General features: G+C 68.4%; 18 protein-coding genes. 2 read left to right on the top strand and 16 right to left on the bottom strand.

All coding sequences use genetic code 11. The features are described 5' to 3' along the window. Positions 1–54: 54 nt before the first annotated feature. The 12 genes from AQI88_RS25835 to AQI88_RS25780 form a co-directional block, all read right to left on the bottom strand. Positions 55–2,016, bottom strand: a complete 1,962-nt coding sequence (locus tag AQI88_RS25835; protein WP_067003580.1) for a TIGR03960 family B12-binding radical SAM protein — start codon at positions 2,014–2,016, stop codon at positions 55–57. A 70-nt stretch (positions 2,017–2,086) separates the two neighbouring features. Continuing rightward, positions 2,087–3,586 (bottom strand): CYTH and CHAD domain-containing protein, encoded by a 1,500-nt coding sequence (locus AQI88_RS25830; RefSeq protein WP_067003578.1) that lies wholly within the window; start codon positions 3,584–3,586, stop codon positions 2,087–2,089. Positions 3,587–3,677: 91 nt separating this feature from the next. Continuing rightward, complete coding sequence (rodA, locus tag AQI88_RS25825) at positions 3,678–4,877, bottom strand: rod shape-determining protein RodA (protein ID WP_067003576.1); 1,200 nt, start codon at positions 4,875–4,877, stop codon at positions 3,678–3,680. Further along, positions 4,874–7,123, bottom strand: a complete 2,250-nt coding sequence (mrdA, locus tag AQI88_RS25820; RefSeq protein ID WP_067003574.1) for a penicillin-binding protein 2 — start codon at positions 7,121–7,123, stop codon at positions 4,874–4,876. Before mrdA ends, rodA begins: the two co-directional genes overlap by 4 nt. Before the next feature lie 116 nt (positions 7,124–7,239). Next, positions 7,240–7,917 (bottom strand): rod shape-determining protein MreD, encoded by a 678-nt coding sequence (gene mreD / locus AQI88_RS25815; RefSeq protein WP_067003571.1) that lies wholly within the window; start codon positions 7,915–7,917, stop codon positions 7,240–7,242. A 16-nt stretch (positions 7,918–7,933) separates the two neighbouring features. After that, the gene (gene mreC / locus AQI88_RS25810; RefSeq protein WP_067003569.1) at positions 7,934–8,872 is read right to left on the bottom strand and encodes a rod shape-determining protein MreC; all 939 of its coding nucleotides are present in this window, start codon (positions 8,870–8,872) and stop codon (positions 7,934–7,936) included. 163 nt (positions 8,873–9,035) lie between these two features. Next, positions 9,036–10,055, bottom strand: a complete 1,020-nt coding sequence (locus AQI88_RS25805; RefSeq protein ID WP_031158632.1) for a rod shape-determining protein — start codon at positions 10,053–10,055, stop codon at positions 9,036–9,038. A gap of 312 nt (positions 10,056–10,367) precedes the next feature. Then, complete coding sequence (gene ndk, locus AQI88_RS25800) at positions 10,368–10,781, bottom strand: nucleoside-diphosphate kinase (protein WP_067003567.1); 414 nt, start codon at positions 10,779–10,781, stop codon at positions 10,368–10,370. Positions 10,782–10,843: 62 nt separating this feature from the next. Continuing rightward, positions 10,844–11,206, bottom strand: a complete 363-nt coding sequence (locus AQI88_RS25795; protein ID WP_067003565.1) for a DUF4233 domain-containing protein — start codon at positions 11,204–11,206, stop codon at positions 10,844–10,846. 9 nt (positions 11,207–11,215) lie between these two features. Further along, positions 11,216–12,730 carry a bifunctional tetrahydrofolate synthase/dihydrofolate synthase gene (gene folC / locus AQI88_RS25790; RefSeq protein ID WP_067003563.1) on the bottom strand — a complete coding sequence of 505 codons (1,515 nt, stop codon included), beginning with the start codon at positions 12,728–12,730 and terminating at the stop codon, positions 11,216–11,218. 244 nt (positions 12,731–12,974) lie between these two features. Further along, positions 12,975–15,626: a valine--tRNA ligase gene (locus AQI88_RS25785; protein ID WP_067003561.1), complete on the bottom strand. Its 2,652-nt coding sequence runs from the start codon at positions 15,624–15,626 to the stop codon at positions 12,975–12,977. A 136-nt stretch (positions 15,627–15,762) separates the two neighbouring features. Continuing rightward, complete coding sequence (locus AQI88_RS25780; RefSeq protein ID WP_079057792.1) at positions 15,763–17,052, bottom strand: RNA-guided endonuclease InsQ/TnpB family protein; 1,290 nt, start codon at positions 17,050–17,052, stop codon at positions 15,763–15,765. Positions 17,053–17,166: 114 nt separating this feature from the next. Here AQI88_RS25780 and tnpA point away from each other — a divergent pair, with 114 nt between their 5' ends. Together tnpA and AQI88_RS25770 are read left to right on the top strand one after the other, a co-directional pair. Continuing rightward, a complete protein-coding gene (tnpA, locus tag AQI88_RS25775) occupies positions 17,167–17,778 on the top strand; it encodes an IS200/IS605 family transposase (protein WP_079057791.1) in 612 nt (203 codons plus the stop codon). An 89-nt stretch (positions 17,779–17,867) separates the two neighbouring features. Next, positions 17,868–18,818, top strand: coding sequence for a hypothetical protein (locus tag AQI88_RS25770; protein ID WP_067003557.1), 951 nt, complete (start codon positions 17,868–17,870; stop codon positions 18,816–18,818). 69 nt (positions 18,819–18,887) lie between these two features. Here the strand turns inward: AQI88_RS25770 and AQI88_RS25765 are convergent, their stop codons facing one another. From AQI88_RS25765 to AQI88_RS25750, 4 genes are all read right to left on the bottom strand, one after another. Next, positions 18,888–19,160 (bottom strand): hypothetical protein, encoded by a 273-nt coding sequence (locus AQI88_RS25765; protein ID WP_208615899.1) that lies wholly within the window; start codon positions 19,158–19,160, stop codon positions 18,888–18,890. A gap of 204 nt (positions 19,161–19,364) precedes the next feature. Next, positions 19,365–20,651 carry an ATP-dependent Clp protease ATP-binding subunit ClpX gene (gene clpX / locus AQI88_RS25760; RefSeq protein WP_067003552.1) on the bottom strand — a complete coding sequence of 429 codons (1,287 nt, stop codon included), beginning with the start codon at positions 20,649–20,651 and terminating at the stop codon, positions 19,365–19,367. Positions 20,652–20,821: 170 nt separating this feature from the next. Beyond that, entirely contained in the window at positions 20,822–21,487 is a 666-nt protein-coding gene (locus tag AQI88_RS25755) for an ATP-dependent Clp protease proteolytic subunit (protein ID WP_067003625.1), read from the bottom strand. 70 nt (positions 21,488–21,557) lie between these two features. Continuing rightward, positions 21,558–22,163, bottom strand: coding sequence for an ATP-dependent Clp protease proteolytic subunit (locus tag AQI88_RS25750; protein ID WP_067003623.1), 606 nt, complete (start codon positions 22,161–22,163; stop codon positions 21,558–21,560). Positions 22,164–22,349: the final 186 nt, after the last annotated feature.

Raw genomic sequence — 22,349 nt, 5'->3', positions numbered from 1 at the left:
TCCTCGCTCACCCCCGCCAGCGCCTCAATCACCCGATCGAGTGCCCCGCTCACGTCAGTGAGAGTGACCGCTCGCGGCTGGCGTCGGACCAGCGTTCTTGACCGTCAGCGGCAGCAACTTCTTGCCGGTCGGGCCGATTTGTATGGCCGTATCCATCTGCGGGCACACACCGCAGTCGAAGCACGGAGTCCAGCGGCAGTCCTCGACCTCGGTCTCGTCGAGGGCGTCCTGCCAGTCCTCCCAGAGCCAGTCCTTGTCGAGGCCGGAGTCCAGGTGGTCCCAGGGGAGGACTTCCTCGTACGTGCGCTCGCGGGTCGTGTACCAGTCGACGTCCACGCCGAAGGGGGCCAGCGCCTTGTCCGCGCAGGCCATCCAGCGGTCGTAGGAGAAGTGCTCGCGCCAGCCGTCGAAGCGGCCGCCGTCGTCGTAGACCGCGCGGATGACCGCGCCGGTGCGGCGGTCGCCGCGGGAGAGGAGGCCCTCGACGATGCCGGGCTTGCCGTCGTGGTAGCGGAAGCCGATCGAGCGGCCGTACTTCTTGTCGCCGCGGATCTTGTCGCGGAGCTTCTCGAGGCGGGCGTCCGTCTCCTCGGCCGAGAGCTGCGGGGCCCACTGGAAGGGGGTGTGGGGCTTCGGGACGAAGCCGCCGATCGAGACCGTGCAGCGGATGTCGTTCGACTTCGACACCTCGCGGCCCTTCTGGATGACGTGCATCGCCATGTCGGCGATCTGGAGGACGTCGTCGTCGGTCTCGGTGGGGAGGCCGCACATGAAGTACAGCTTCACCTGGCGCCAGCCGTTGCCGTAGGCCGTCGAGACCGTCCTGATCAGGTCCTCTTCCGAGACCATCTTGTTGATGACCTTGCGCATGCGCTCCGAGCCGCCCTCGGGGGCGAAGGTCAGGCCCGAACGGCGGCCGTTGCGCGTCAGCTCGTTCGCCAGGTCGACGTTGAAGGCGTCCACGCGGGTGGAGGGGAGCGAGAGGCCGATCTTGTCTTCCTCGTAGCGGTCCGCCAGGCCCTTGGCGATGTCGCCGATCTCCGAGTGGTCCGCACTCGACAGCGAAAGAAGACCCACCTCTTCGAAGCCGGTCGCCTTCAGGCCCTTGTCGACCATCTCGCCGATGCCCGTGATCGAGCGCTCGCGCACCGGGCGGGTGATCATGCCTGCCTGGCAGAAGCGGCAGCCGCGGGTGCAGCCGCGGAAGATCTCGACCGACATGCGCTCGTGGACCGTCTCGGCCAGGGGGACGAGCGGCTGCTTGGGGTACGGCCACTCGTCCAGGTCCATGACGGTGTGCTTGCTGACCCGCCACGGGACGCCCGACTTGTTGGGGACCACGCGGGCGATACGGCCGTCGGCGAGGTACTCGACGTCGTAGAACGCCGGGATGTACACCGCGCCCGTCTTCGCCAGGCGGAAGAGGACCTCCTCGCGGCCGCCGGGGCGGCCCTCGGCCTTCCACTCGCGGATGATCTTCGTCATGTCGAGCACGGCCTGCTCGCCGTCACCGATGATCGCCGCGTCGATGAAGTCCGCGATCGGCTCCGGGTTGAACGCCGCGTGGCCGCCGGCCAGGACGATCGGGTCGTCGAGCGTGCGGTCCTTGGACTCCAGGGGGATGCCCGCGAGGTCCAGGGCGGCCAGCATGTTCGTGTAGCCCAGCTCCGTGGAGAAGGACAGGCCGAACACGTCGAAGGCCTTCACCGGGCGGTGGCTGTCCACGGTGAACTGCGGGACGGCGTGCTCCCGCATCAGCGCCTCCAGGTCCGGCCACACGCTGTAGGTGCGCTCGGCGAGGACGCCCTCCTGCTCGTTGAGGACCTCGTAGAGGATCATGACGCCCTGGTTGGGCAGACCGACCTCGTACGCGTCCGGGTACATGAGCGCCCAGCGGACGTCGCACTCGTCCCAGTTCTTGACCGTGGAGTTGAGCTCTCCGCCGACGTACTGGATCGGCTTCTGCACATGCGGGAGCAGGGCTTCGAGCTGCGGGAACACCGACTCGACAGACATCGGGGGAACCTTCGTGAGCTGACAGGGGTGACCATCAAGCGTAACCCGGGCGGAGGCCTCCCCCGTACGCTCAGACGGACGCCCCGGAAGTGATCTCCCGCCACAGTCCGGGCAGCTCCGCCTCCACGGCCGCCGCCCGCTGTTCCTCGCGCCCGTACAGCAGGCCGTACGTGAAGGCGCTCTCCCCCGCCGCATGTGCCACCGCGGACAGCTCACGCAGGGTGTGGCGGGCCATGACGCTGTCCTGATGTTCGCCGAGCAGGCTGGTCAGGGACTTCATGGACTTGGCCAGGGAGCGTGCGGGGCCGCCGAGGGCGGGGACGGCCGCCTCGCTCGCGTACCGGGTGCGCTTGGCCTTCTTGCGGGCCTCGTGGATGGCGACGTCGCGCTCCTCGCCGGGCGGCTGGTCCAGGGCTCCGGTGACCAGGCGGGAGACCTTCGCGAGGTCCTTGCGTACGGCCTTGGCGATCACCTTCTCCGGCTTCCCGGCGGCCTTCTCGAGCAGCGGCGGGTCGGCGAGGACGGCGTCCAGGGTGTCGAGCAGGGCCAGGTAGCGGGCGGAGTCCAGTATCGCGATGAGGTGGCTGCGGGCGCTGCCGTGCCTGGCGCTCGCCCAGGTGGTGAGCCGTTCGTGTACGGGTCCGGAGACCAGGGCGGAGGGGATGCTGTCGAGGACCGTGATGAGGCGCTCGGACAGCACCTCCTGGTCGCGGCCCACGCCCAGCTCGCCGGCCAGCCACTTCAGCTCGGCGGCGACCGGGTCGGTGACGGCGGGGTCGAGGACCGTGCCGAAGGTGCGGAAGGTGCTGCGCATACGGCGGGTGGCCACCCGCATCTGGTGGACGGAGTCCGGTACGTCCCGGCGGACGCCCGGGTCGTATCCGAGGATCGCCTCGCGCTGTTCGCGGACGTAGGCGAGGACGTGGTCGCCGGCCGTCACGGGCTTCGCGCTCCGCCCGGAGCCGGGCCGCCGGCCGCCGGTCTGTTCCAGTGCCCGGGCCAGCTTGGACGGCGACTTCGAGGGCCGTACGCCCGCCTTGCGGAGCCGTTTCTCGACCTTGTCGAGGAAGGCCGGGTCGCCGTCGTCCGCCAGTTCCACCTCGATCTCGGTCCACTGGGCGCTCCCGCCCTTGCTGGTGAGCCGCTCGGCGGTCACGGTGTCGACGCTCGCCTCGGCCAGCAGGGCGCCGTCGGCGTCGACGAGGTGGCGTACGTCGCGGGCGGAGCGGAGCCGGACGACGGGGACCAGCTCGGCGCAGCGGACCCGGGAGCGGACCAGTGCGGCGATCTCGTCGGGGACGGAGTCGGACAGTGGTGCTCTGATCTCGTCGCGGACCCCGGGGGCGACCGGGAACTTCAGGTGCCAGCCGGCGTCCGAGCCTCCGGTGCGGCGGCGCAGGGTGAGGGCGGCGGCGGCGAGGCGCTGGTCGGCGGTGTCGTAGTAGGTGGCGTCCAGCTCGACCAGGCCCTTGTCGAGGACGTCCGCCACCCCGCCCACGCAGGTCAGGTCGGGCAGCCCGCTGTCGTCGGATTCGTACTTGCGCTCGATCTCGCGCTTCGTATCCGCCATGAACCGAATCTAGTGGCAGACGGGTCGGGAGGGCAGGGGCCATCTCGGGTGAATGACGGGAAAACTCCCGTCATTCACCCGGTGAACGCCCTCATGCGGACATCGGCCGCTGCACCTTGATCGACTGGAGCAGTCCCACCGCCACCCACACCGCGAACATCGACGAGCCGCCGTACGACACGAACGGCAGGGGCAGGCCGGTGACCGGCATGATGCCGAGGGTCATGCCGACGTTCTCGAAGGCCTGGAAGGCGAACCAGGCGACGATGCCGGCGGCGACGATCGTGCCGTACAGCTCGGTCGAGTCGCGGGCGATGCGGCAGGCCCGCCACAGGACCACGCCCAGCAGGAAGATGATCAGGCCCGCGCCGAGGAAGCCCAGCTCCTCCCCCGCGACCGTGAAGACGAAGTCCGTCTGCTGCTCGGGCACGAACTGGCCGGTGGTCTGCGAGCCGTGGAACAGGCCCGCGCCGGTCAGACCGCCGGAGCCGATGGCGATGCGGGCCTGGTTGGTGTTGTAGCCGACGCCCGCGGGGTCCAGGTCCGGGTTGGCGAAGGCCGCGAAGCGGTTGATCTGGTAGGTGTCCAGGATGTGCAGCTGCCAGACGGCGATCGCGCCGATGGCGCCCGCGGCGATCAGGCCGAAGACCCAGCGGTTGGAGGCCCCGGAGGCGAGCAGCACGCCCAGGATGATGATCACCATGACCATGACCGACCCGAGGTCGGGCATGAGCAGCACGATCAGGATCGGTACGGCGGCCAGCCCCAGGGACTGCACCACCGTGCGGTGGTCGGGGTACTTCTTGTCGCCGGCGTCGACCCGGGTCGCGAGCAGCATCGCCATGCCCAGGATGATCGTGATCTTCACGAACTCGGACGGCTGGAGCGAGAAGCCGCCGCCGAGCACGATCCAGGAGTGCGCGCCGTTGACGGTGGAGCCGAGCGGGGTGAGCACGGCGAGGATGCCGAAGACCGACAGGCCGTAGAGGATCGGCACGGCGTTGCGCAGGGCGCGGTGGCCGAGCCAGACCGTGCCGATCATCAGGGTGAGCCCGATGCCGGTGTTCATGATGTGCCGGAGCAGGAAGTAGTACGGGTCGCCCTGGTTGATCTCGTTGCGGTTGCGGGTGGCCGAGTACACCAGCAGGGAGCCGATCAGCGACAGCGCGACGGCCGCGAGCAGCATCGGCCAGTCGAGCCGGCGGGCCATGGAGTCGCGGGCGAAGATCCTGGTCCAGCCGGCCCGCTCGGGGCCGTACCCGGAGACGGAGAAGCTGTTGGCGCCGGTCATGTGAGCATCCTCCGGCTTCCCTTCAGGCGCGGCCGCCTGCGGGTGGTGCGGTTGCGCGTGGTGGGCGACGGTGAGGTGGCGGGTTGCTGGTTGTCCCCGTTGGTGGGGTTGTCCTGCTGGGAGGCCTCGGCGTCCTTGCCCGGGTCGCCGGTGATCTTCGGGGCGGCGATCGTGCCGTCCGTGCGGACCTTGGGCAGGCCCTTCTCCGGCTCGGGCAGCAGCGCCTTCTTCTTGTCGATGGAGCCGTCGCCCTGGACGCCGTAGAGCGCGCTGTAGATGTTGCGCACGGCCTCACCGGAGGCTCCGGAACCCGTACCGGCCTGGGCGATCGTCATGATCACCGTGTAGTCCTTGGAGTAGGTGGCCAGCCAGGACGTGGTCTGCTTGCCGTAGACCTCGGCGGTACCGGTCTTGGCGTGCAGCGGGATCTTGTTCTGGGGCCAGCCGCCGAACTTCCAGGCGGCGGTACCGCGGGTGATGACGCCCGCGAAGGCGTCGTTCATGCCCTTGAGGGTGGCCTGGCTGACCGGCAGCTTCCCGGACTTCTTCGGCTTGATCGGCGTGACGGTCCTGCCGTCCGGGCTGATGACCGCCTTGCCGATGGTCGGCTGGTACATGGTGCCGCCGTTGGAGACGGCGCCGTAGATCACGGCCTCCTGGATCGGGGTGACGAGGGTGTCGCCCTGGCCGATGGAGTAGTTGATCTCGTCACCCTCGCGCATCTTGTTGCCCTCGAGGCAGTTCTCGTACGCGATCTTCTCGACGTAGGAGCCGTCCTTCTTGCCGGACTTGCACCAGGCGTCCTTGTTGGCCTTCCAGTAGTCCAGCTTCCACTGGCGGTCGGGGACGCGGCCGGTGACCTCGTTGGGCAGGTCGATGCCGGTCTCCTTGCCGAGGCCGAACTGGTGGGCGGTCTTGAAGAAGTAGTCCTTGGGCCGGCCCTTCTTGGGGTTGATGCCGCCGTCCCGCTTCCACTCCCTGTCCGCGAGGCCGTAGAAGACGGTGTCGCAGGAGACCTCCAGGGCCCGGCCGAGGGAGATCGGGCCGAAGTTCTCGCCCTCGAAGTTCTTGAAGACCTGGCCGCCCACCGAGTACGAGCTGGTGCACGGGTAGCCGCCGTCCCAGACGTAACCGGCCTGGACCGCGGCGGCCGTGGAGACCACCTTGAAGGTCGAGCCGGGTGCGGCCTGACCCTGTATGGCCCTGTTGAGCAGCGGGTAGTCGCTGTCCTTGCCGGTGAGCTGCTTGTAGTCCTTGGCGGAGATGCCGCCGACCCATACGTTCGGGTCGTAGGTCGGTGCGGAGGACATGGCGACGATCCGGCCGGTCTTGGCCTCCATCACGACGACGGCACCGGAGTCGGCCTTGTAGTTCTCGCCGGTGATCTTGTCGAACTGCTCGCGGGCCTTCTTCATGGCCTTGTTCAGCTCGTACTCGGCGACGCGCTGCACCCGGGAGTCGATGCTGGTGACCAGGTTGGAACCGGATTCGGCGGCGTCCGACTTGGCCTTGCCGATGACCCGTCCGAGGTTGTCCACCTCGTAGCGGGTCACGCCGGCCTTGCCGCGCAGGACCTTGTCGTACTGGCGCTCCAGGCCGGAGCGGCCGACCATGTCGGAGCGCAGGTAGGGCGAGTCGGTGTCCTTGGCCTTCTGGATCTCGTCGTCGGTGACCGGCGAGAGGTAGCCGAGGACCTGGGCGGTGTTGGACTTGCCCGGGCCCGCGTAGCGGCGCACGGCCTCCGGCTCGGCGGTGATGCCGGGGAAGTCCTCGGCGCGCTCGCGGATCTGCAGGGCCTGCTTGGGGGTGGCCTCGTCGGTGATCGGGATGGGCTGGTACGGCGAGCCGTTCCAGCAGGGCTGGGGGGTCTTGGCGTCGCACAGCCGGACCTTCTGCCTGACCTCCTCGGGCTTGATGCCGAGGACGCCGGCCAGCTTGGCGAGGACGGCCTTGCCGTCGTCCTTCTGCTTGAGCAGGTCGGTGCGGGAGGCGGAGACGACCAGGCGGGTCTCGTTGTCGGCGAGCGGCACGCCCCGGGCGTCCAGGATGTCGCCGCGCACGGCGGGGTCGACGACCTGCTGGACGTGGTTGCCGGAGGCCTCCTTCTGGTACTCGGCGCCCTGCCGGATCTGGAGGTACCACAGGCGGCCGCCGAGCGTGCCGAGGAGGGACAGGACGAGGATCTGGATCACGACCAGCCGGATCTGGACCCGTGGGGTCCGTCCGGTCTCGGGAATGTTGGTCACTGCGGCTGTTTCCCCCTCTCAGTGCACGGACGTGTGTGCGCGTACGCATGATGAACGACCAGCCTGTGAGGCCACGTTCCGCCGGTTCTTCCTCATTCGGGTGAACTTGAGCCCGCTCACAGCCGCTTGACCCCCTTGATGCGGCCGACCCGGGTCGAGCGGGTGCGGGCCTTGGCCTTCAGGGCGCCGAGGCCGCCGCGCTGGCTGCCGATGCGCAGGCCGGTGCCGGAGGAGAGCCAGCCCGAGGAGATGTCACCGGCCTTGGCGGCGGGGCTGGTCTCGGCGAGCGGGTCGTTGTCGGAGCGGCGGGCCAGCCACATGATCCCGGGGACCACGAAGGGCGCGAGCAGCAGGTCGTACAGGGCGGCCGAGAACAGCAGTCCGGTCAGGCCGACATGACGGGCCGCGGTGTCGCCGACCAGGGCGCCGACGCCCGCGTACAGCAGCGTGGAGCCGACGGCGGCGGCGACCACGACGGCCATCGGGCCGGTCGCCGACTTCAGGCGGCCGTTCTCCGGCTTGATGAGTCCGGCGCCGTAGCCGATGACGCACAGCACGAGCGCGTAGCGGCCGGCCGCGTGGTCGGCGGGCGGGGCGAGGTCGGCGAGCAGGCCGGCGCCGAAGCCGACGAGGGCGCCGCCCACATGGCCGTACACCATGGCGAGGCCGAGGACGGTGAGCAGCAGCAGGTCGGGGACGGCGCCCGGCAGGTGCAGCCGGGCGAGGACGCTCACCTGGATCACCAGGGCGACGACGACCAGTGCGCTGGAGAGCAGGATCCGGTTGACACGCATGGGAAAAACTCAGCTCCTACTGCTGCTGGCCGGCTGCGGGTGCGTTGGCCGAGGGGGTGACCGTGACGGTCACCGTCGGCGTCGGGATCGGCTTGGGCTTGGCCGGCAGGACCTCGTCGCGCGGGTCCTTCTTCGGGGCCTCGACGACCACGCCGACGAGGTCGAGCTTGGTGAAGCCGACGTACGGCGTGACGTACAGCGTGCGGGTGAGGCCGCCGCCGGAGGGGTCGACGCGGGAGACCACGCCGACCGGCACGCCGGGCACGAAGGGCTTGTCCGCCTGGGAGCCGAAGGTGACGAGCCGGTCGCCCTTCTTCACCTCGGCCTTGCCGTTGAGGAGTTCCACGCGCAGCGGGCGGTCGCCCTGCCCGGAGGCGAAGCCGAGTTCGTCGCCGCCCTCCATGCGGGTGCCGACGGTGAAGTCGGGGTCGTTGGCGAGGAGCACGGTGGAGGTGTCCGGGCCGACGGTCGTGACCCGGCCGACCAGACCGTCGCCGTTCAGCACGGTCATGTCGCGCTTGATGCCGTCGTTCGCGCCGACGTCGATGGTGATGGTCCAGGAGAAGCCCTGCGCCGCCCCTATGGCGATGACCTGGGCGCCCTTGATGCCGTACTGGCCCTCGCCGGCGATCTTCAGCATCCTGTCGAGCTGACTCAGGCGGCTGCGGTTGCGGTCGTCGCTGCCGAGCTTCGCCTTGAGAGCCGCGTTCTCCTTCTCCAGTGCGGCGAGCCGGTCGTGGCGGCTGCCGGAGTCACGGATGGCGGAGACGGCGTTGCCGACCGGGTCGACTGCCGAGGACAGCCCGTTCTCGATCGGGCCGAACACCGCGGCCGCGGCTTGCCGGGCACCCTCGACCGGTGAGTTCCGGCCCCCGCGGATGTCCACCGTGATCAGCGCGAACGCGATGGCGATCAGCAGGACCAGGAGCAGCCGGCTCTCTTTCGTGTCCCTCACGTGCGGCGGCCGTGCCCTTCCTCAGTAGGAATTCGGGGACCCCTGAAGGCGCCACTCGCGAAGCGCAAGCCCAAGGGGCCCATGTGTGGGAGCTTATGCCTCGATATCAACGATCCGCCGTACGAGAGGAGATCGTCTCGTACGGCGGAATCGAAGAGATACGTCATCTGCGCGGCTGGGCGTCCAGCACCTGCTGGAGCGCCTCGAACTCCTCGACGCACTTGCCGGAGCCGAGCGCGACGCTGTCCAGCGGGTCCTCGGCGATGTGGATCGGCATGCCGGTCTCCCGGCGCAGCCGCTCGTCCAGGCCGCGCAGCAGCGCTCCACCGCCGGTCAGAACGATTCCCCTGTCCATGATGTCGCCGGACAGCTCCGGCGGACACTTGTCGAGGGTCGTCTTGACCGCGTCGACGATCGCGTTGACCGGCTCCTCGATCGCCTTGCGGACCTCGGCGGCCGAGATGACGACGGTCTTCGGCAGTCCGGAGACCAGGTCCCGGCCGCGGACTTCGGTGTGCTCGTCGGCGTCGAGGTCGTACGCCGAACCGATCGTGATCTTGATCTGCTCGGCCGTCCGCTCACCCAGCAGAAGGCTGTACTCCTTCTTGATGTACTGGATGATCGCGTTGTCCAGTTCGTCGCCCGCGACGCGGATGGACTGGGCGGTGACGATGCCGCCGAGCGAGATGACGGCGACCTCCGTGGTGCCGCCGCCGATGTCCACCACCATGTTGCCCGTGGCCTCGTGGACCGGCAGGCCGGAGCCGATGGCCGCGGCCATGGGCTCCTCGATGATGTGCACCTGGCGGGCACCGGCCTGGGAGGACGCCTCGATGACGGCGCGGCGCTCGACGCCTGTGATGCCCGAGGGCACGCAGACGACGACCCGCGGCCGGGCGAGATACCGCCGCTTGTGGATCTTCAGGATGAAGTAGCGGAGCATCCGCTCGGTGATCTCGAAGTCGGCGATCACGCCGTCCTTCAGCGGACGCACGGCGACGATGTTGCCCGGCGTCCGGCCGATCATCTTCTTCGCTTCGGCACCGACCGCGAGGATGCCACCGGTGTTGGTGTTGATCGCGACGACGGACGGCTCGTTGAGTACGATTCCGCGACCCCTGACGTACACCAGCGTGTTGGCGGTCCCGAGGTCGACAGCCATGTCACGGCCGATGAACGACATTGAGTTCCCCATCCGGATTCATCTGGCCTTCCCGAACTTTTGAGGGCACGTCAGGACGGCGAGGCGGGTGCTGTGACGTGAAGGCTTCCATCGTAAACGCGCCTGCACGAACACTGCGCGAGGGTCTTCGCCATTGTCATCTGATGGCGCGCCGCCCCGCTTGTGGAGACGGCCCATCGGGGGCACACGTTCCCCCGATCGGCAACGCATATGCCAAGGGACGGCCGAAAACGTACGGCCGTCCCAGGTCAGGGTCCCCGAGCAGGACTGACGCCCCGTCAGAAAAATTCGCGGAAAATCCGCCGGGTGGGCTCAGGCGAGGCCCGGGAAGAAGATCTTCACCTCGCGCTCGGCGGACTCCTCCGAGTCGGACGCGTGGATCAGGTTCTCCCGGACGATCACGCCGAAGTCACCACGGATGGAGCCGGGGGCGGCCGCGATCGGGTCGGTCGGGCCGGCCAGGGCACGCAGCCCCTCGATGACCCGCTCGCCCTCGACGATCAGCGCCACGACCGGACCGGAGGCCATGAACTCCACCAGCGGCTCGTAGAAGGGCTTGCCCTTGTGCTCGCCGTAGTGCTGCTCCAGCGTGTCCTGGTCCAGGGTGCGCAGCTCCAGCGCGGTGATCTGCCAGCCGGCCTTGCGCTCGATACGGCTGATGATCTCGCCGGTCAGGCCTCGCCGGACGGCGTCGGGCTTGAGCAGGACGAGGGTGCGCTGAGTCACGGGGGCTCCTTACGACTGGCATGTGCGGTGGGACGAGGTTACAGGGCGTGTCCGTGTTGCTGTCACGCAGCGTCAGGTGTAGCGGAGGAGGACTCCGCCTGCGCCGCGAAGCGGGCCTTGGCCTCGTCGATCTTTCTGCCGTAGTGCACCGACGCCCACCACAGGGCCGCGAAGACCGCACCCATGAAGTACATCGTCGGGACGAAGACGCCGGAGGCGATCAGGGCGAGCTGAAGGGCCCAGCCGAGGGCGACGCCGCCCGGCCGGGTCACCATGCCGCACAGCAGCACGCACAGGACCATGGCGATACCGCTGACCAGCCACACCGTCGACGTGGACAGGCCCGGGTCCTTCATGGCCACGAGCCCCGCGAACCCGATGATGCAGAACTCACCGATCAGCGTCGATGAACACAACGTACGCACGACGAATCCTCAGCCCTTCCCCAGCAGCAGGCGGGCCTCGCCCACCGTGATGACCGAGCCGGTGACCAGCACCCCGCCGCCCGCGAACTCGCCCTCCTCCTCGGCCAGCGTGATCGCGGCCTCCAGGGCATCGGGCAGCCGCGGCTCAACCTGGACCCGGTCCTCGCCGAACACCTCGACGGCGATCGCGGCCAGCTCGTCCGCGTCCATCGCACGGGGCGTGGAGTTCTGCGTGACGACGACCTCGGCGAAGATCGGCTCGAAGGCCTCCAGCAGCCCCCGCACGTTCTTGTCGGCGCTCGCCCCGACCACACCGATCAGCCGGCTGAAGTCGAACGCCTCCCGCACGGCCTCGGCGGTGGCCTCCGCGCCCGCCGGATTGTGCGCCGCGTCCAGCACGACCGTGGGCGAGCGCCGTACGACCTCCAGCCGCCCCGGCGAGGAGACGGCCGCGAAGGCCTTGCGCACGGTGTCGATGTCCAGCGACTCCGCGCGCAGCGCGCCGACGCCGAAGAACGCCTCCACGGCGGCGAGCGCCACGGCCGCGTTGTGCGCCTGGTGGCCGCCGTGCAGGGGCAGGTACACCTCGGGGTACTCGCCGCCCAGACCGCGCAGGGTGAGCAGCTGCCCGCCGACGGCGACCTGCCGGGCCACGACCCCGAACTCCAGCCCCTCCCGGGCCACGGTCGCGTCGACCTCGACGGCCTTCTTCAGCAGCACCTGCGCCGCGTCCACCGGCTGCTGCGCCAGGATCACGGTCGCGCCCTGCTTGATGACGCCGCCCTTCTCGCCGGCGATCTCCGCCGTCGTCTCCCCCAGCCGGTCGGTGTGATCGAGACCGATGGGGGTGATCACCGCGACATCGCCGTCGATCACGTTCGTCGCGTCCCAGCTGCCGCCCATGCCGACCTCGACCACGGCGACGTCCACCGGCGCGTCCGCGAAGGCCGCGTACGCCATGGCGGTGAGCACCTCGAAGAAGGACAGCCGGAACTCCTGCTGCGCGTCGACCATCTCGATGTACGGCTTGATGTCCTGGTACGTCTCGATGAACCGCTCGGCGGCGATCGGGGCGCCGTCCAGGCTGATCCGCTCGGTGATCGACTGCACGTGCGGGCTGGTGTACCGGCCGGTGCGCAGCTCGAAGGCGCCCAGCAGGGCCTCGATCATGCGGGCGGTGGAGGTCTTGCCGTTGGTGCCCGTGATGTGCAGGGACGGGTACGACCGCTGGGGCTCGCCCAGCACGTCCATCAGCGCGGCGATGCGGCTGACGGAGGGCTCCAGCTTGGTCTCGCCCCAGCGCGTGGCCAGCTCCGTCTCGACCTCGCGCAGGGCCTTGTCGACCTCCGGGTCCTCGGGGCGCGCGGGTACGTCGGCGTGCGGCCGGCCGCCCTGGGTACGCAGCGTCCGGCTGCCCGCCTCGATGACCGCGAGGTCGGGGTCGCGGTCGGTTTCCTCGGCGATGATCTCTTCGAAGGCGCCGAGGGGGTCGGGGGTGTCACTGATGCCGGGGTTGTCGCTCACGGGGCCAGTCTACGGAGCCGCAGTGACAAAGCGTGCGGTGGCTCTTGCGGCCGGTTCGGGGTGGCTGGTCGTGCCGGCCGGCTGCGGTTCGGTCGTGGCTTGTCGCGCCCACGCGGCGGAGCCGCATATCGACAGGGCCCCGCGTTCCTTCAGGGCGCTCAGCTGCGGGCAGTCGTGCGAAACCGGCCCCCGGGCGCGCGTTGGCCCCCGGAACCAGACAGTTCCGGGGGCCATCGGTGCCGTACTACGCCTGCGGCAGCCTGTCCAGCTGGGCCTGGATGCGCGCGATGTCCTCGTCCGCCTTGGCCAGGCGGCCGCGGATCTTGTCGACCACCTGGTCCGGGGCCTTGGCCAGGAACGCCTCGTTGCCGAGCTTGGCCGTGGCCTGGGCCTTCTCCTTCTCGGCGGCGGCCAGGTCCTTCGCGAGGCGCTTGCGCTCGGCGGCCACGTCGATCGTGCCGGAGAGGTCGAGGGCGACCTCGGCACCGGCGACCGGGAGGGTCGCCGTCGCCGTGAAGGACTCGCCCTCCGGCTGGAGACGCAGGAGCTGGCGGATGGCGGCCTCGTGCGGGGCGAGGGCCGTGCCGTCGAGGGTCAGGCGGGCCGGGACGCGCTGGCCAGGCTGCAGGCCCTGGTCGGCGCGGAAGCGGCGGACCTCGGTGATGACCGACTGGAGGGACTCGATCTCCCGCTCGGCGGCCGCGTCACGGAAGCCCCCCGGTGCGTCAGCACCAGGAACAGACACAGCCTTCGGCCACTCGGCGATGACGACCGACTCGCCGCCCGTCAGGGTGGTCCACAGGGTCTCGGTGACGAACGGGACCACCGGGTGCAGCAGCTTCAGCGTGACGTCCAGGACCTCGCCCAGGACCCGCTTGCTGACCTCGGCCGCCTCGCCGCCCGCCTGGAACGTCGTCTTGGACAGCTCGACGTACCAGTCGAAGACCTCGTCCCACGCGAAGTGGAAGAGGGCGTCGGAGAGCTTGGCGAACTGGAAGTCGTCGTAGAACGCGTCGACTTCGGCGATGACGGAGTTGAGCCGGGACAGGATCCAGCGGTCCGTCGCCGACATCGCCGACGGGTCCGGCAGCGGGCCGTCCACCGTCGCGCCGTTCATCAGCGCGAAGCGCGTCGCGTTCCAGATCTTGTTGGCGAAGTTGCGGGAGCCCTGGACCCAGTCCTCGCCGATCGGGACGTCGACGCCGGGGTTGGCGCCACGGGCGAGCGTGAACCTCAGCGCATCGCTGCCGTACTTGTCCATCCAGTCCAGCGGGTTGACCGCGTTGCCGAAGGACTTCGACATCTTCTTGCCGAACTGGTCGCGGACCATGCCGTGCAGGGCGATGGTGTGGAACGGCGGGGTGCCGTCCATCGCGTACAGGCCGAACATCATCATCCGGGCGACCCAGAAGAAGAGGATGTCGTAGCCGGTGACCAGGACGGAGTTCGGGTAGAACTTCGCGAGCGACTCGGTCTGCTCGGGCCAGCCCAGCGTGGAGAAGGGCCACAGGCCGGAGGAGAACCAGGTGTCGAGGACGTCGGTGTCCTGGTGCCAGCCCTCACCCGTGGGCGGCTGCTCGTCGGGGCCGACGCAGACGACTTCACCCTCCGGGCCGTACCAGACGGGAATCCGGTGACCCCACCACAACTGCCGCGAGATGCACCAGTCGTGGAGGTTGTCGACCCAGTCGAAGTACCGCTTCTCCATCTCCTGCGGATGGATCTTGACCTTGCCCTCGCGGACGGCGTCACCGGCGGCCTTCGCCAGCGGGCCGACCTTGACCCACCACTGCATGGACAGGCGGGGCTCGATCGTCGTCTTGCAGCGCGAGCAGTGGCCGACGCTGTGGACGTACGGCCGCTTCTCGGCGACGATCCGGCCCTCGGCGCGCAGCGCGGCGACGATGGCGGAGCGGGCCTCCAGCCGGTCCAGGCCCTGGAAGGGGCCATGGGCGGTGATGACGGCGTGCTCGTCCATCACGGTGATGGACGGCAGGTTGTGCCGCTGGCCGATCTCGAAGTCGTTCGGGTCGTGGGCCGGGGTGACCTTGACGGCGCCGGTGCCGAACTCGGGGTCGACGTGCTCGTCCGCGACGACCGGGATGGAGCGGTCGGTGAGCGGCAGCCTGATGAGCTTGCCGACCAGGTGCTTGTACCGCTCGTCCTCGGGGTGAACGGCGACGGCGGTGTCACCGAGCATGGTCTCGGCACGGGTGGTGGCGACGACGATGGTCTCGTCCCCCTCCCCGTACGTCATCGACACGAGCTCGCCGTCGTCGTCCTGGTACTCGACCTCGATGTCGGAGATGGCCGTCAGACAGCGCGGACACCAGTTGATGATGCGCTCGGCGCGGTAGATGAGCTCGTCGTCGTAGAGCCGCTTGAAGATGGTCTGAACGGCCTGCGAGAGCCCCTCGTCCATCGTGAAGCGCTCGCGCGACCAGGCGACACCGTCACCCAGGCGCCGCATCTGCCCGCTGATCTGGCCGCCGGACTCGGCCTTCCACTGCCAGACACGCTCGACGAAGGCCTCGCGGCCGAGGTCGTGCCGCGACTTGCCTTCCTTGCCGAGCTCCCGCTCGACGACGTTCTGCGTGGCGATGCCGGCGTGGTCCATGCCCGGCTGCCACAGGGTCTCGAACCCCTGCATGCGCTTACGACGGGTCAGGGCGTCGATGAGGGTGTGCTCGAAGGCGTGGCCCAGGTGGAGGCTGCCGGTGACGTTCGGCGGCGGGATGACGACCGTGTACGACGGCTTGTCGCTCTTCTCGTCCGCCTCGAAGTAACCGCGCTCTACCCAGCGCTCGTACAGCGGCCCCTCTACATCGGCCGGCGCGTACTGGGTCGGCAGTTCGGTGTCGGGCGCGGGTGGCTGCTGCTGAGCGTTCTCGGTCACGGGCACAGTTTAGAGGCGCCAGGGAGCAGTGCCGAAACGCGTTTGTTCTTTGACATCCTCCCCGCGATGATCCACTGCGGGGATTCCTGATGGCCTTCGATGCCCGCCGCGGCCTGGACCGCCACGGACGGAAGGATCAGGGGTTCACGCGTGCCCGCATGGGTGCGAGCCACGGCCCGCCCACGAGGGGCTGCCGCTGCGTGCTGTTCACCGCAATGTCCTGCGGCAATGTGTCGATGTGCAGTGCGCGATCGAGGATCACCACCGAGGCGTTATGGTCCGCGTCGTCGGTGTGCCCACATGAGGTGCAGACGAAGGTGTCACGGCTGACGCGTGATGCCGGGTCCCAGACTCGGCAGACACCGCACGTCTGTGAGGTCCCGGCAGGCGGAACCACGACAAGAACGGAGCCGCTGGCGGGACACTTGTAGGCGAGCTGACGACGCCGTTCGCCGGGCATATTGTCGAGAATGGCCCGATTGAGGCCAGATTTCTGTGAGACACGCACACCAGGCGCGTCCTGTGTGCCCTTGGCGCTCCTTGTCATCTGCTTCACGCGAAGGTCTTCGATGGCGACCAGGCCGTGGCTCTTGGCAAGGTCGGTAGTGAGCTTGTGCGTGAAGTCCAGTCGGCGACGGGCTTGCCGGGCCTTCAACTCCGCAATGGCACGGAGTGTCCTCTTCAGCCGGTTACTGTATCGCCCTCCCTGGTGTCGTTTGGCCTGCTTGATCTGACGCTCTCTACGACGTTCCAACCCCGCCAGTCGGCGCTTCTCGCCATCGGTCAGCGTCCTACGCATGAGCCGGGGAGCTGTTTCATCCGACAGGTACGCCGACTGCTTCACGCCGAAGTCCACCCCCACGCATGGCTGCCCGTTGGGCGGAGCTTCTGGCCTTCCGACGCGGACACCGAAGGCGATACACCACCGGCCGGCTCCGTCGACGCGAATGGAGGCGTTCTTGATCAGACCCCCGAGGGAGCGAGTCAGCCTGAACCTGACCTCACCGAGCTTGGGGATCCTGACACACGCCCACCTGCGGTTCAGCTTGGTCACGCGAACGGCCTGTCCCGGGAGAGGGATCACCACGCATGCGGTCCGCTTCTTGAAGCGGGGGAACTCGGCTGGGTGTTCCGGATTCCAGAAGTTGTCGAAGGCACGATCAAGGTGACGAAGGACTTGCTGCGGCGCTTGGGACGGCAGATCCCCGATCCACTCAAGATCATGTCGCGCCTGCGTCAGAAAGCGGCACTGCTCGTCAGCGCGCAGAGTCCTGCCACGCTGCCGGTACACGTAGGTCCGCTGCTCCAAGGCCACATTCCAAACGGCGCGGCAGGTGTGGCCCCATTCGCGGAGTCGCTCCGCCTGGTGAGGCGTGGGGTACAGGCGGTACTTACGCCCAGAATCCGCGATGTTCTCCCGCTGCACACGTCCGCGTCGCCGTGACACCGCCACCGCCTCTCTCCCCCTGCAGCCGTCCCTCTGCCACCGCCCCAACCGTATGACAGACAAGCTCAACTTGCCTGTCATACGGTGAAATCCATGATGGACACGCAGTTCACTCCAGCTCAGGCAGCCGACTACCTGGGTATCTCCCTCCAGGCGATCTACGTCCTCAACTCACGCCCGAACGACTTTCCGATCCCGACCTACACAGGGCGCACACCCAGCTGGACGCGCTCGGCGCTGGACGCATGGAGGTCCGCTCATCCCTCAAAACGGCGGAGGCAGGCACCGTCGAGCCCCAGGCCCATGAAGGGGCGCCCCACCACGCGGTTTCACAGCCTCCAGGCACGGCTGGCATTCGCGACGGACAGCTGCCGCACATTGCTCACTGACCCATTGCTCCGGGTCAGCGAGCAGGCGATCCGTGCAGCCGCTGCTGAAGCCGACACGGAGGTGACGGAGTTCGCCGGTGCGGCTGACCACATTCATTTCGTTGTCGCCTATCCAGCAGAGCACTCGATCGCGCAGTTGGCCAGGCGGTTCAGACGCTCGGCAGCCCGGGCAGTGCGCCAGCAAACCGGCTCGACACCGGCGGCCGAACAGGTCCGTGTCTGGTCGGAGTCATACTTCGCCTCGTCAGCAGTGCCCCAATCCGTAGCCGCCGTAGCCGAGTACATCCGGCTACAGGCACAGGACTTCAACAACTGAGCATCAATAGACCCCCCGCCAACCCGCACCACGAGGCGGCACGCCAAGATGTGAAGAACGCATAAGCAACGGAGGGGACTGAGAAGTTCATGAGCTACAACCAGCCGGGCCCGTACGGTGGACAGCCCCAGCAGCCCGGGCCGTACGGCCAGCCGGGCCCCTACGGCCAGCAGCCGCAGGCACCCCAGCCCGGCTATGGCTACCCCCAGCAGGCTCCTCCGGCCCCGCCGCAGCCCGGGTACGGCTACCCGCAGCAGGGCGTGCCGCAGCAGCCGAACGCGTACGGCCAGCAGCCGCCGTACGGCCAGCAGCCCTACGGCGTCCCGCAGCCGCCGGTCGCGGGCGGCGGCAAGAAGAAGACGGGTCTGATCATCGGGGCCGTGGCGGTCGTGGCGGCCGTCGCGGTGGCCGCGGCCTTCCTGCTCAACAAGGGCGGCAGCAGCGATGTCGCGGACGACGGCCCGCACAAGCTGATCACTCCGACCAGCGTGATCAACGGTGAGTACCAGAAGGGTGCCAGCTCCAACGACGACGCCATGACGGACAGCGATGTGTCGGCTGCCCGGAAGGCCGGCGTCAAGAACGCCAAGTCAGTGGGCGCGGAATACCAGTCCGGCGACAAGAGCAACCCCCTCGCCATGAAGATGCTGAAGTTCGGCGGCGTCTACGGCCAGATCGACGACCCCGCTGCCGTCGTCGACGCGATGTTCGCCAACATGAAGAAGGACTCCGAGAAGGACCAGAGCGGCGACGACACCAAGGGCACGCTGGTCGGCAGCCCCGAGGAGCAGGAGCCGGCGGGCCTCGACGGCGCCGTCTTGAAGTGCCAGTCCGTGAAGCTGGACATGAGTGGATCGGGCGCCGGTTCCTCGGGTCCGAAGCAGATGATCATGCCGGTGTGCATCTGGGGCGACCACAGCACCGTCGGCGTGACCATCAACGCCGACGTGGCCAGCGCGATGGCGGGCAAGAGCATGTCCCTCGGCGAAGCCGCGGAGATCACCGCCAAGCTCCGCAAGGACGTACGCGTCAAGGCCTGAGGGCCCCGTAGCAGCACTCCCGCATCGCAGAAGGCGGCTCGGTGGTACCGAGCCGCCTTCACTGCATGGTCAGGCTCGTACACACGCCTCGTTGGCAACGCCGTTACTCACGCCGAGGGCCACCAGATCGTAGATACAGTACGGATTGGCGATGTCGGGGCCGCCAGGGAAGGGCATTGCCTTGTTGCCGCACGCCGCCTTCACCTTCACGCCGGCGCGGTATCCATGCGTGGCCACGTAGTTGGAGCAGTCGCCCTGCGTGGCGCTCGCCGGCGAGGCCACGAGGATCGGCAGGGCCCCTGCCGCCACCACCACACCGGCCGCGGCCACCATGCGCTTCACCCTCTGGAAAGTCATTCGGAGTCCTCCCGTTTTGCACAGCCAGACATTCGAACGCACGTCTGACCTGGTCGGGCTGATTTGATCACGGAAACAGGGAGGGCTCCAGTTGCCGCCGGAACGATGGCTCGATCCGATCGGCACTGGTCTGACAGGCCGACGGGCAGGCACCCAACACAGGGTGCCTGCCCGTCGGCGCCGAGAAGCTCAGGCTGTCTTCTGCTCCCCCGAACCCCGCCCGCGGGCGTCCCGCGGGATCAGGGTCGGGTTCACGTTCGAGTGGACGACATCCGCCGTGATGACGACCCGGGCCACGTCCTTGCGGGACGGGACCTCGTACATCACGGACATCAGGACCTCTTCCATGATGGCGCGCAGGCCTCGGGCGCCGGTCTGGCGGAGGATGGCCTGGTCGGCGATGGCCTCCAGGGCCTCGCGCTCGAAGTCCAGTTCCACGCCGTCGAGTTCGAAGAGGCGCTGGTACTGCTTGACGAGCGCGTTGCGGGGCTCCACCAGGATCTGGAGCAGGGCCTCACGGTCCAGGTTGTGGACCGAGGTGATCACCGGGAGCCGGCCGATGAACTCCGGGATCATGCCGAACTTGACCAGGTCCTCGGGCATGACGTCCTCGAACTGGTCCTTGGCCTCCAGCTCGCGCTTGGAGCGGATCGTCGCGCCGAAGCCGATGCCCTTCGCGCCGGCCCGGGACTCGATGATCTTCTCCAGGCCCGCGAAGGCGCCGCCCACGATGAACAGGACGTTCGTCGTGTCGATCTGGATGAACTCCTGGTGGGGGTGCTTGCGGCCGCCCTGGGGCGGGACGGAGGCCGTGGTGCCCTCGAGGATCTTGAGGAGCGCCTGCTGCACGCCCTCACCGGAGACGTCGCGGGTGATCGAAGGGTTTTCGCTCTTCCGGGCTACCTTGTCGATCTCGTCGATGTAGATGATGCCGGTTTCGGCTTTCTTGACGTCGTAGTCGGCCGCCTGGATCAGCTTCAGGAGGATGTTCTCGACGTCCTCGCCCACGTAGCCCGCCTCCGTCAGCGCCGTCGCGTCGGCGATGGCGAACGGGACGTTCAGCATGCGGGCCAGGGTCTGGGCCAGCAGGGTCTTGCCGGAGCCCGTGGGGCCGAGGAGCAGGATGTTGGACTTCGCCAACTCGATGGCGTCGTCGCGGCCTTGGGCGCCGCCGTTCTCACCCGCCTGGACCCGCTTGTAGTGGTTGTACACCGCGACCGAGAGGGCTTTCTTGGCGGCTTCCTGGCCGACTACGTAGCCCTCCAGGAACTCGTAGATCTCGCGGGGCTTCGGGAGCTCCTCCCAGCGCACCTCGCTCGTCTCCGCGAGCTCCTCCTCGATGATCTCGTTGCAGAGATCGATGCACTCGTCGCAGATGTACACACCGGGCCCTGCGATGAGCTTCTTGACCTGCTTCTGGCTCTTGCCGCAGAACGAGCACTTGAGCAGATCGCCGCCGTCACCGATGCGTGCCACGGTGTGCTTCCCCTTCGCCTGGGAGACGCCCGGACGCTTTCGAGTCCAGCGGCTCCTGGTGCTGCCTTATGTCCGACGGTACCTTGCCGGGCCCCGTGTTCGGGTCCCCCTTGGCAGGGTTCACTTTGACGTGCTCCCTGCCAAGGGGGCCTGAGAGTTGCCGCTCCGGGTCAGCGGACCGATGCGTTGTTCATCTTCCGGGTGGAGATGATCTGGTCGACGATGCCGTACTCGAGCGCTTCCTCGGCCGTGAGGATCTTGTCGCGCTCGATGTCCTCGCGGACCTTCTCGATCGGCCGGTTGGAGTGCTTGGCCAGCATGTTCTCCAGCTGCTCACGCATCCGGGTGAACTCGTTGGCGATGATCTCCAGGTCGGAGAGCTGACCGCGGCCGGTGGAGCCGGCCGGCTGGTGGATCAGCACCCGGGAGTTCGGCAGCGCCATGCGCTTGCCCGGCGTACCGGCGGCGAGCAGGATGGCCGCGGCGGAGGCCGCCTGGCCCATGCACACCGTCTGGATGTCCGGCTTCACGAACTGCATCGTGTCGTAGATGGCCGTCAGGGCCGTCATGTCGCCGCCGGGGCTGTTGATGTAGATCGAGATGTCCCGGTCGGGGTCCATCGACTCCAGGCACAGCAGCTGCGCCATGACGTCGTTGGCGGAGGCGTCGTCGATCTGGACGCCCAGGAAGATCACGCGCTCCTCGAAGAGCTTCGCGTACGGGTCGTACTCGCGGATGCCCTGGGAGGTGCGCTCGACGAAGCGCGGGATGACGTAGCGGCTGTCGGGCCGGGGCCCTTCGTACATGCCGCTGGCGGCGCCGTGGAAGTTGCTCATGAGGGTGTTCACCGTCCTGGTGGCGTTCTGGGGGCTGGGGTCGTGGCGGTGCGTGGCGTGGCCGGGCCGGTCAGGCACCGGTGCCGCCGCCTCCCGGAACACCCGAGGCGTGCGTGATGATCTCGTCAATGAGACCGTACTCCTTGGCCTCTTCCGGGGTGAACCAGCGGTCGCGGTCGCCGTCGCGGATGATCGTCTCGACGGTCTGGCCGGAGTGCAGAGCGGTCAGCTCGGACATGGTCTTCTTGGTACGCAGCAGGTACTGGGCCTGGATCTTGATGTCCGAGACCGTACCGCCGAGGCCCGCGGAGCCCTGGTGCATCATGATGTCCGTGTGCGGCAGGGCGAAGCGCTTGCCGGAGGTGCCGCCGGTGAGCAGGAACTGGCCCATCGAGGCCGCCATGCCCATGCCGATCGTGACCACGTCGTTCGGGATGTACTGCATGGTGTCGTAGATCGCCATACCGGCCGTCACCGAGCCGCCGGGGCTGTTGATGTAGAGGTAGATGTCCTTCGTCGGGTCGGCGGCGAGGAGCAGCAGCTGTGCGGTGATCTTGTTGGCGATGTCGTCGTCGACCTGCTGGCCGAGGAAGATGATCCGCTCGCCGAGCAGCCGGTTGTAGACCTGGTCGCCGAGGCCACCACCGATGGAAGGCTCGCCGGCAGCGGAGGGCATCAGATTCGTCACGTATCCACCTGCTCGTCTTACGACGGCGCCGGGCCGTCTCACGTTGTCCTGCAAGGTCCTGCCGGGGGTTTCAGGGGACTCCCCTGCCCTCGTATTCATGGACCCTAACGCTCAGGCCCCTTCGGGGAATCCCGGAGAAGCGGGTGTTCGCCGGGGGCGTAGCGCCGTGGTGCC

The sequence above is a fragment of the Streptomyces cellostaticus genome, from assembly GCF_001513965.1.
In the GTDB taxonomy this organism is placed as follows: Bacteria; Actinomycetota; Actinomycetes; order Streptomycetales; family Streptomycetaceae; genus Streptomyces; species Streptomyces cellostaticus.
This window is presented reverse-complemented; position numbering and strand designations above follow the sequence as displayed.

What these genes read in the sequence shown, in the direction of transcription:
- AQI88_RS25770 (WP_067003557.1), top strand. Translation starts at nt 17,868, where the DNA reads ATGAGCTACAACCAGCCGGGCCCGTACGGTGGACAGCCCCAGCAGCCC.
- AQI88_RS25750 (WP_067003623.1), bottom strand. Translation starts at nt 22,163, where the DNA reads ATGCCCTCCGCTGCCGGCGAGCCTTCCATCGGTGGTGGCCTCGGCGAC.
- rodA (WP_067003576.1), bottom strand. Translation starts at nt 4,877, where the DNA reads ATGACCGGCGCCAACAGCTTCTCCGTCTCCGGGTACGGCCCCGAGCGG.
- AQI88_RS25835 (WP_067003580.1), bottom strand. Translation starts at nt 2,016, where the DNA reads ATGTCTGTCGAGTCGGTGTTCCCGCAGCTCGAAGCCCTGCTCCCGCAT.
- AQI88_RS25805 (WP_031158632.1), bottom strand. Translation starts at nt 10,055, where the DNA reads ATGTCGTTCATCGGCCGTGACATGGCTGTCGACCTCGGGACCGCCAAC.
- AQI88_RS25755 (WP_067003625.1), bottom strand. Translation starts at nt 21,487, where the DNA reads ATGAGCAACTTCCACGGCGCCGCCAGCGGCATGTACGAAGGGCCCCGG.
- AQI88_RS25830 (WP_067003578.1), bottom strand. Translation starts at nt 3,586, where the DNA reads ATGGCGGATACGAAGCGCGAGATCGAGCGCAAGTACGAATCCGACGAC.
- mreD (WP_067003571.1), bottom strand. Translation starts at nt 7,917, where the DNA reads ATGCGTGTCAACCGGATCCTGCTCTCCAGCGCACTGGTCGTCGTCGCC.
- tnpA (WP_079057791.1), top strand. Translation starts at nt 17,167, where the DNA reads ATGATGGACACGCAGTTCACTCCAGCTCAGGCAGCCGACTACCTGGGT.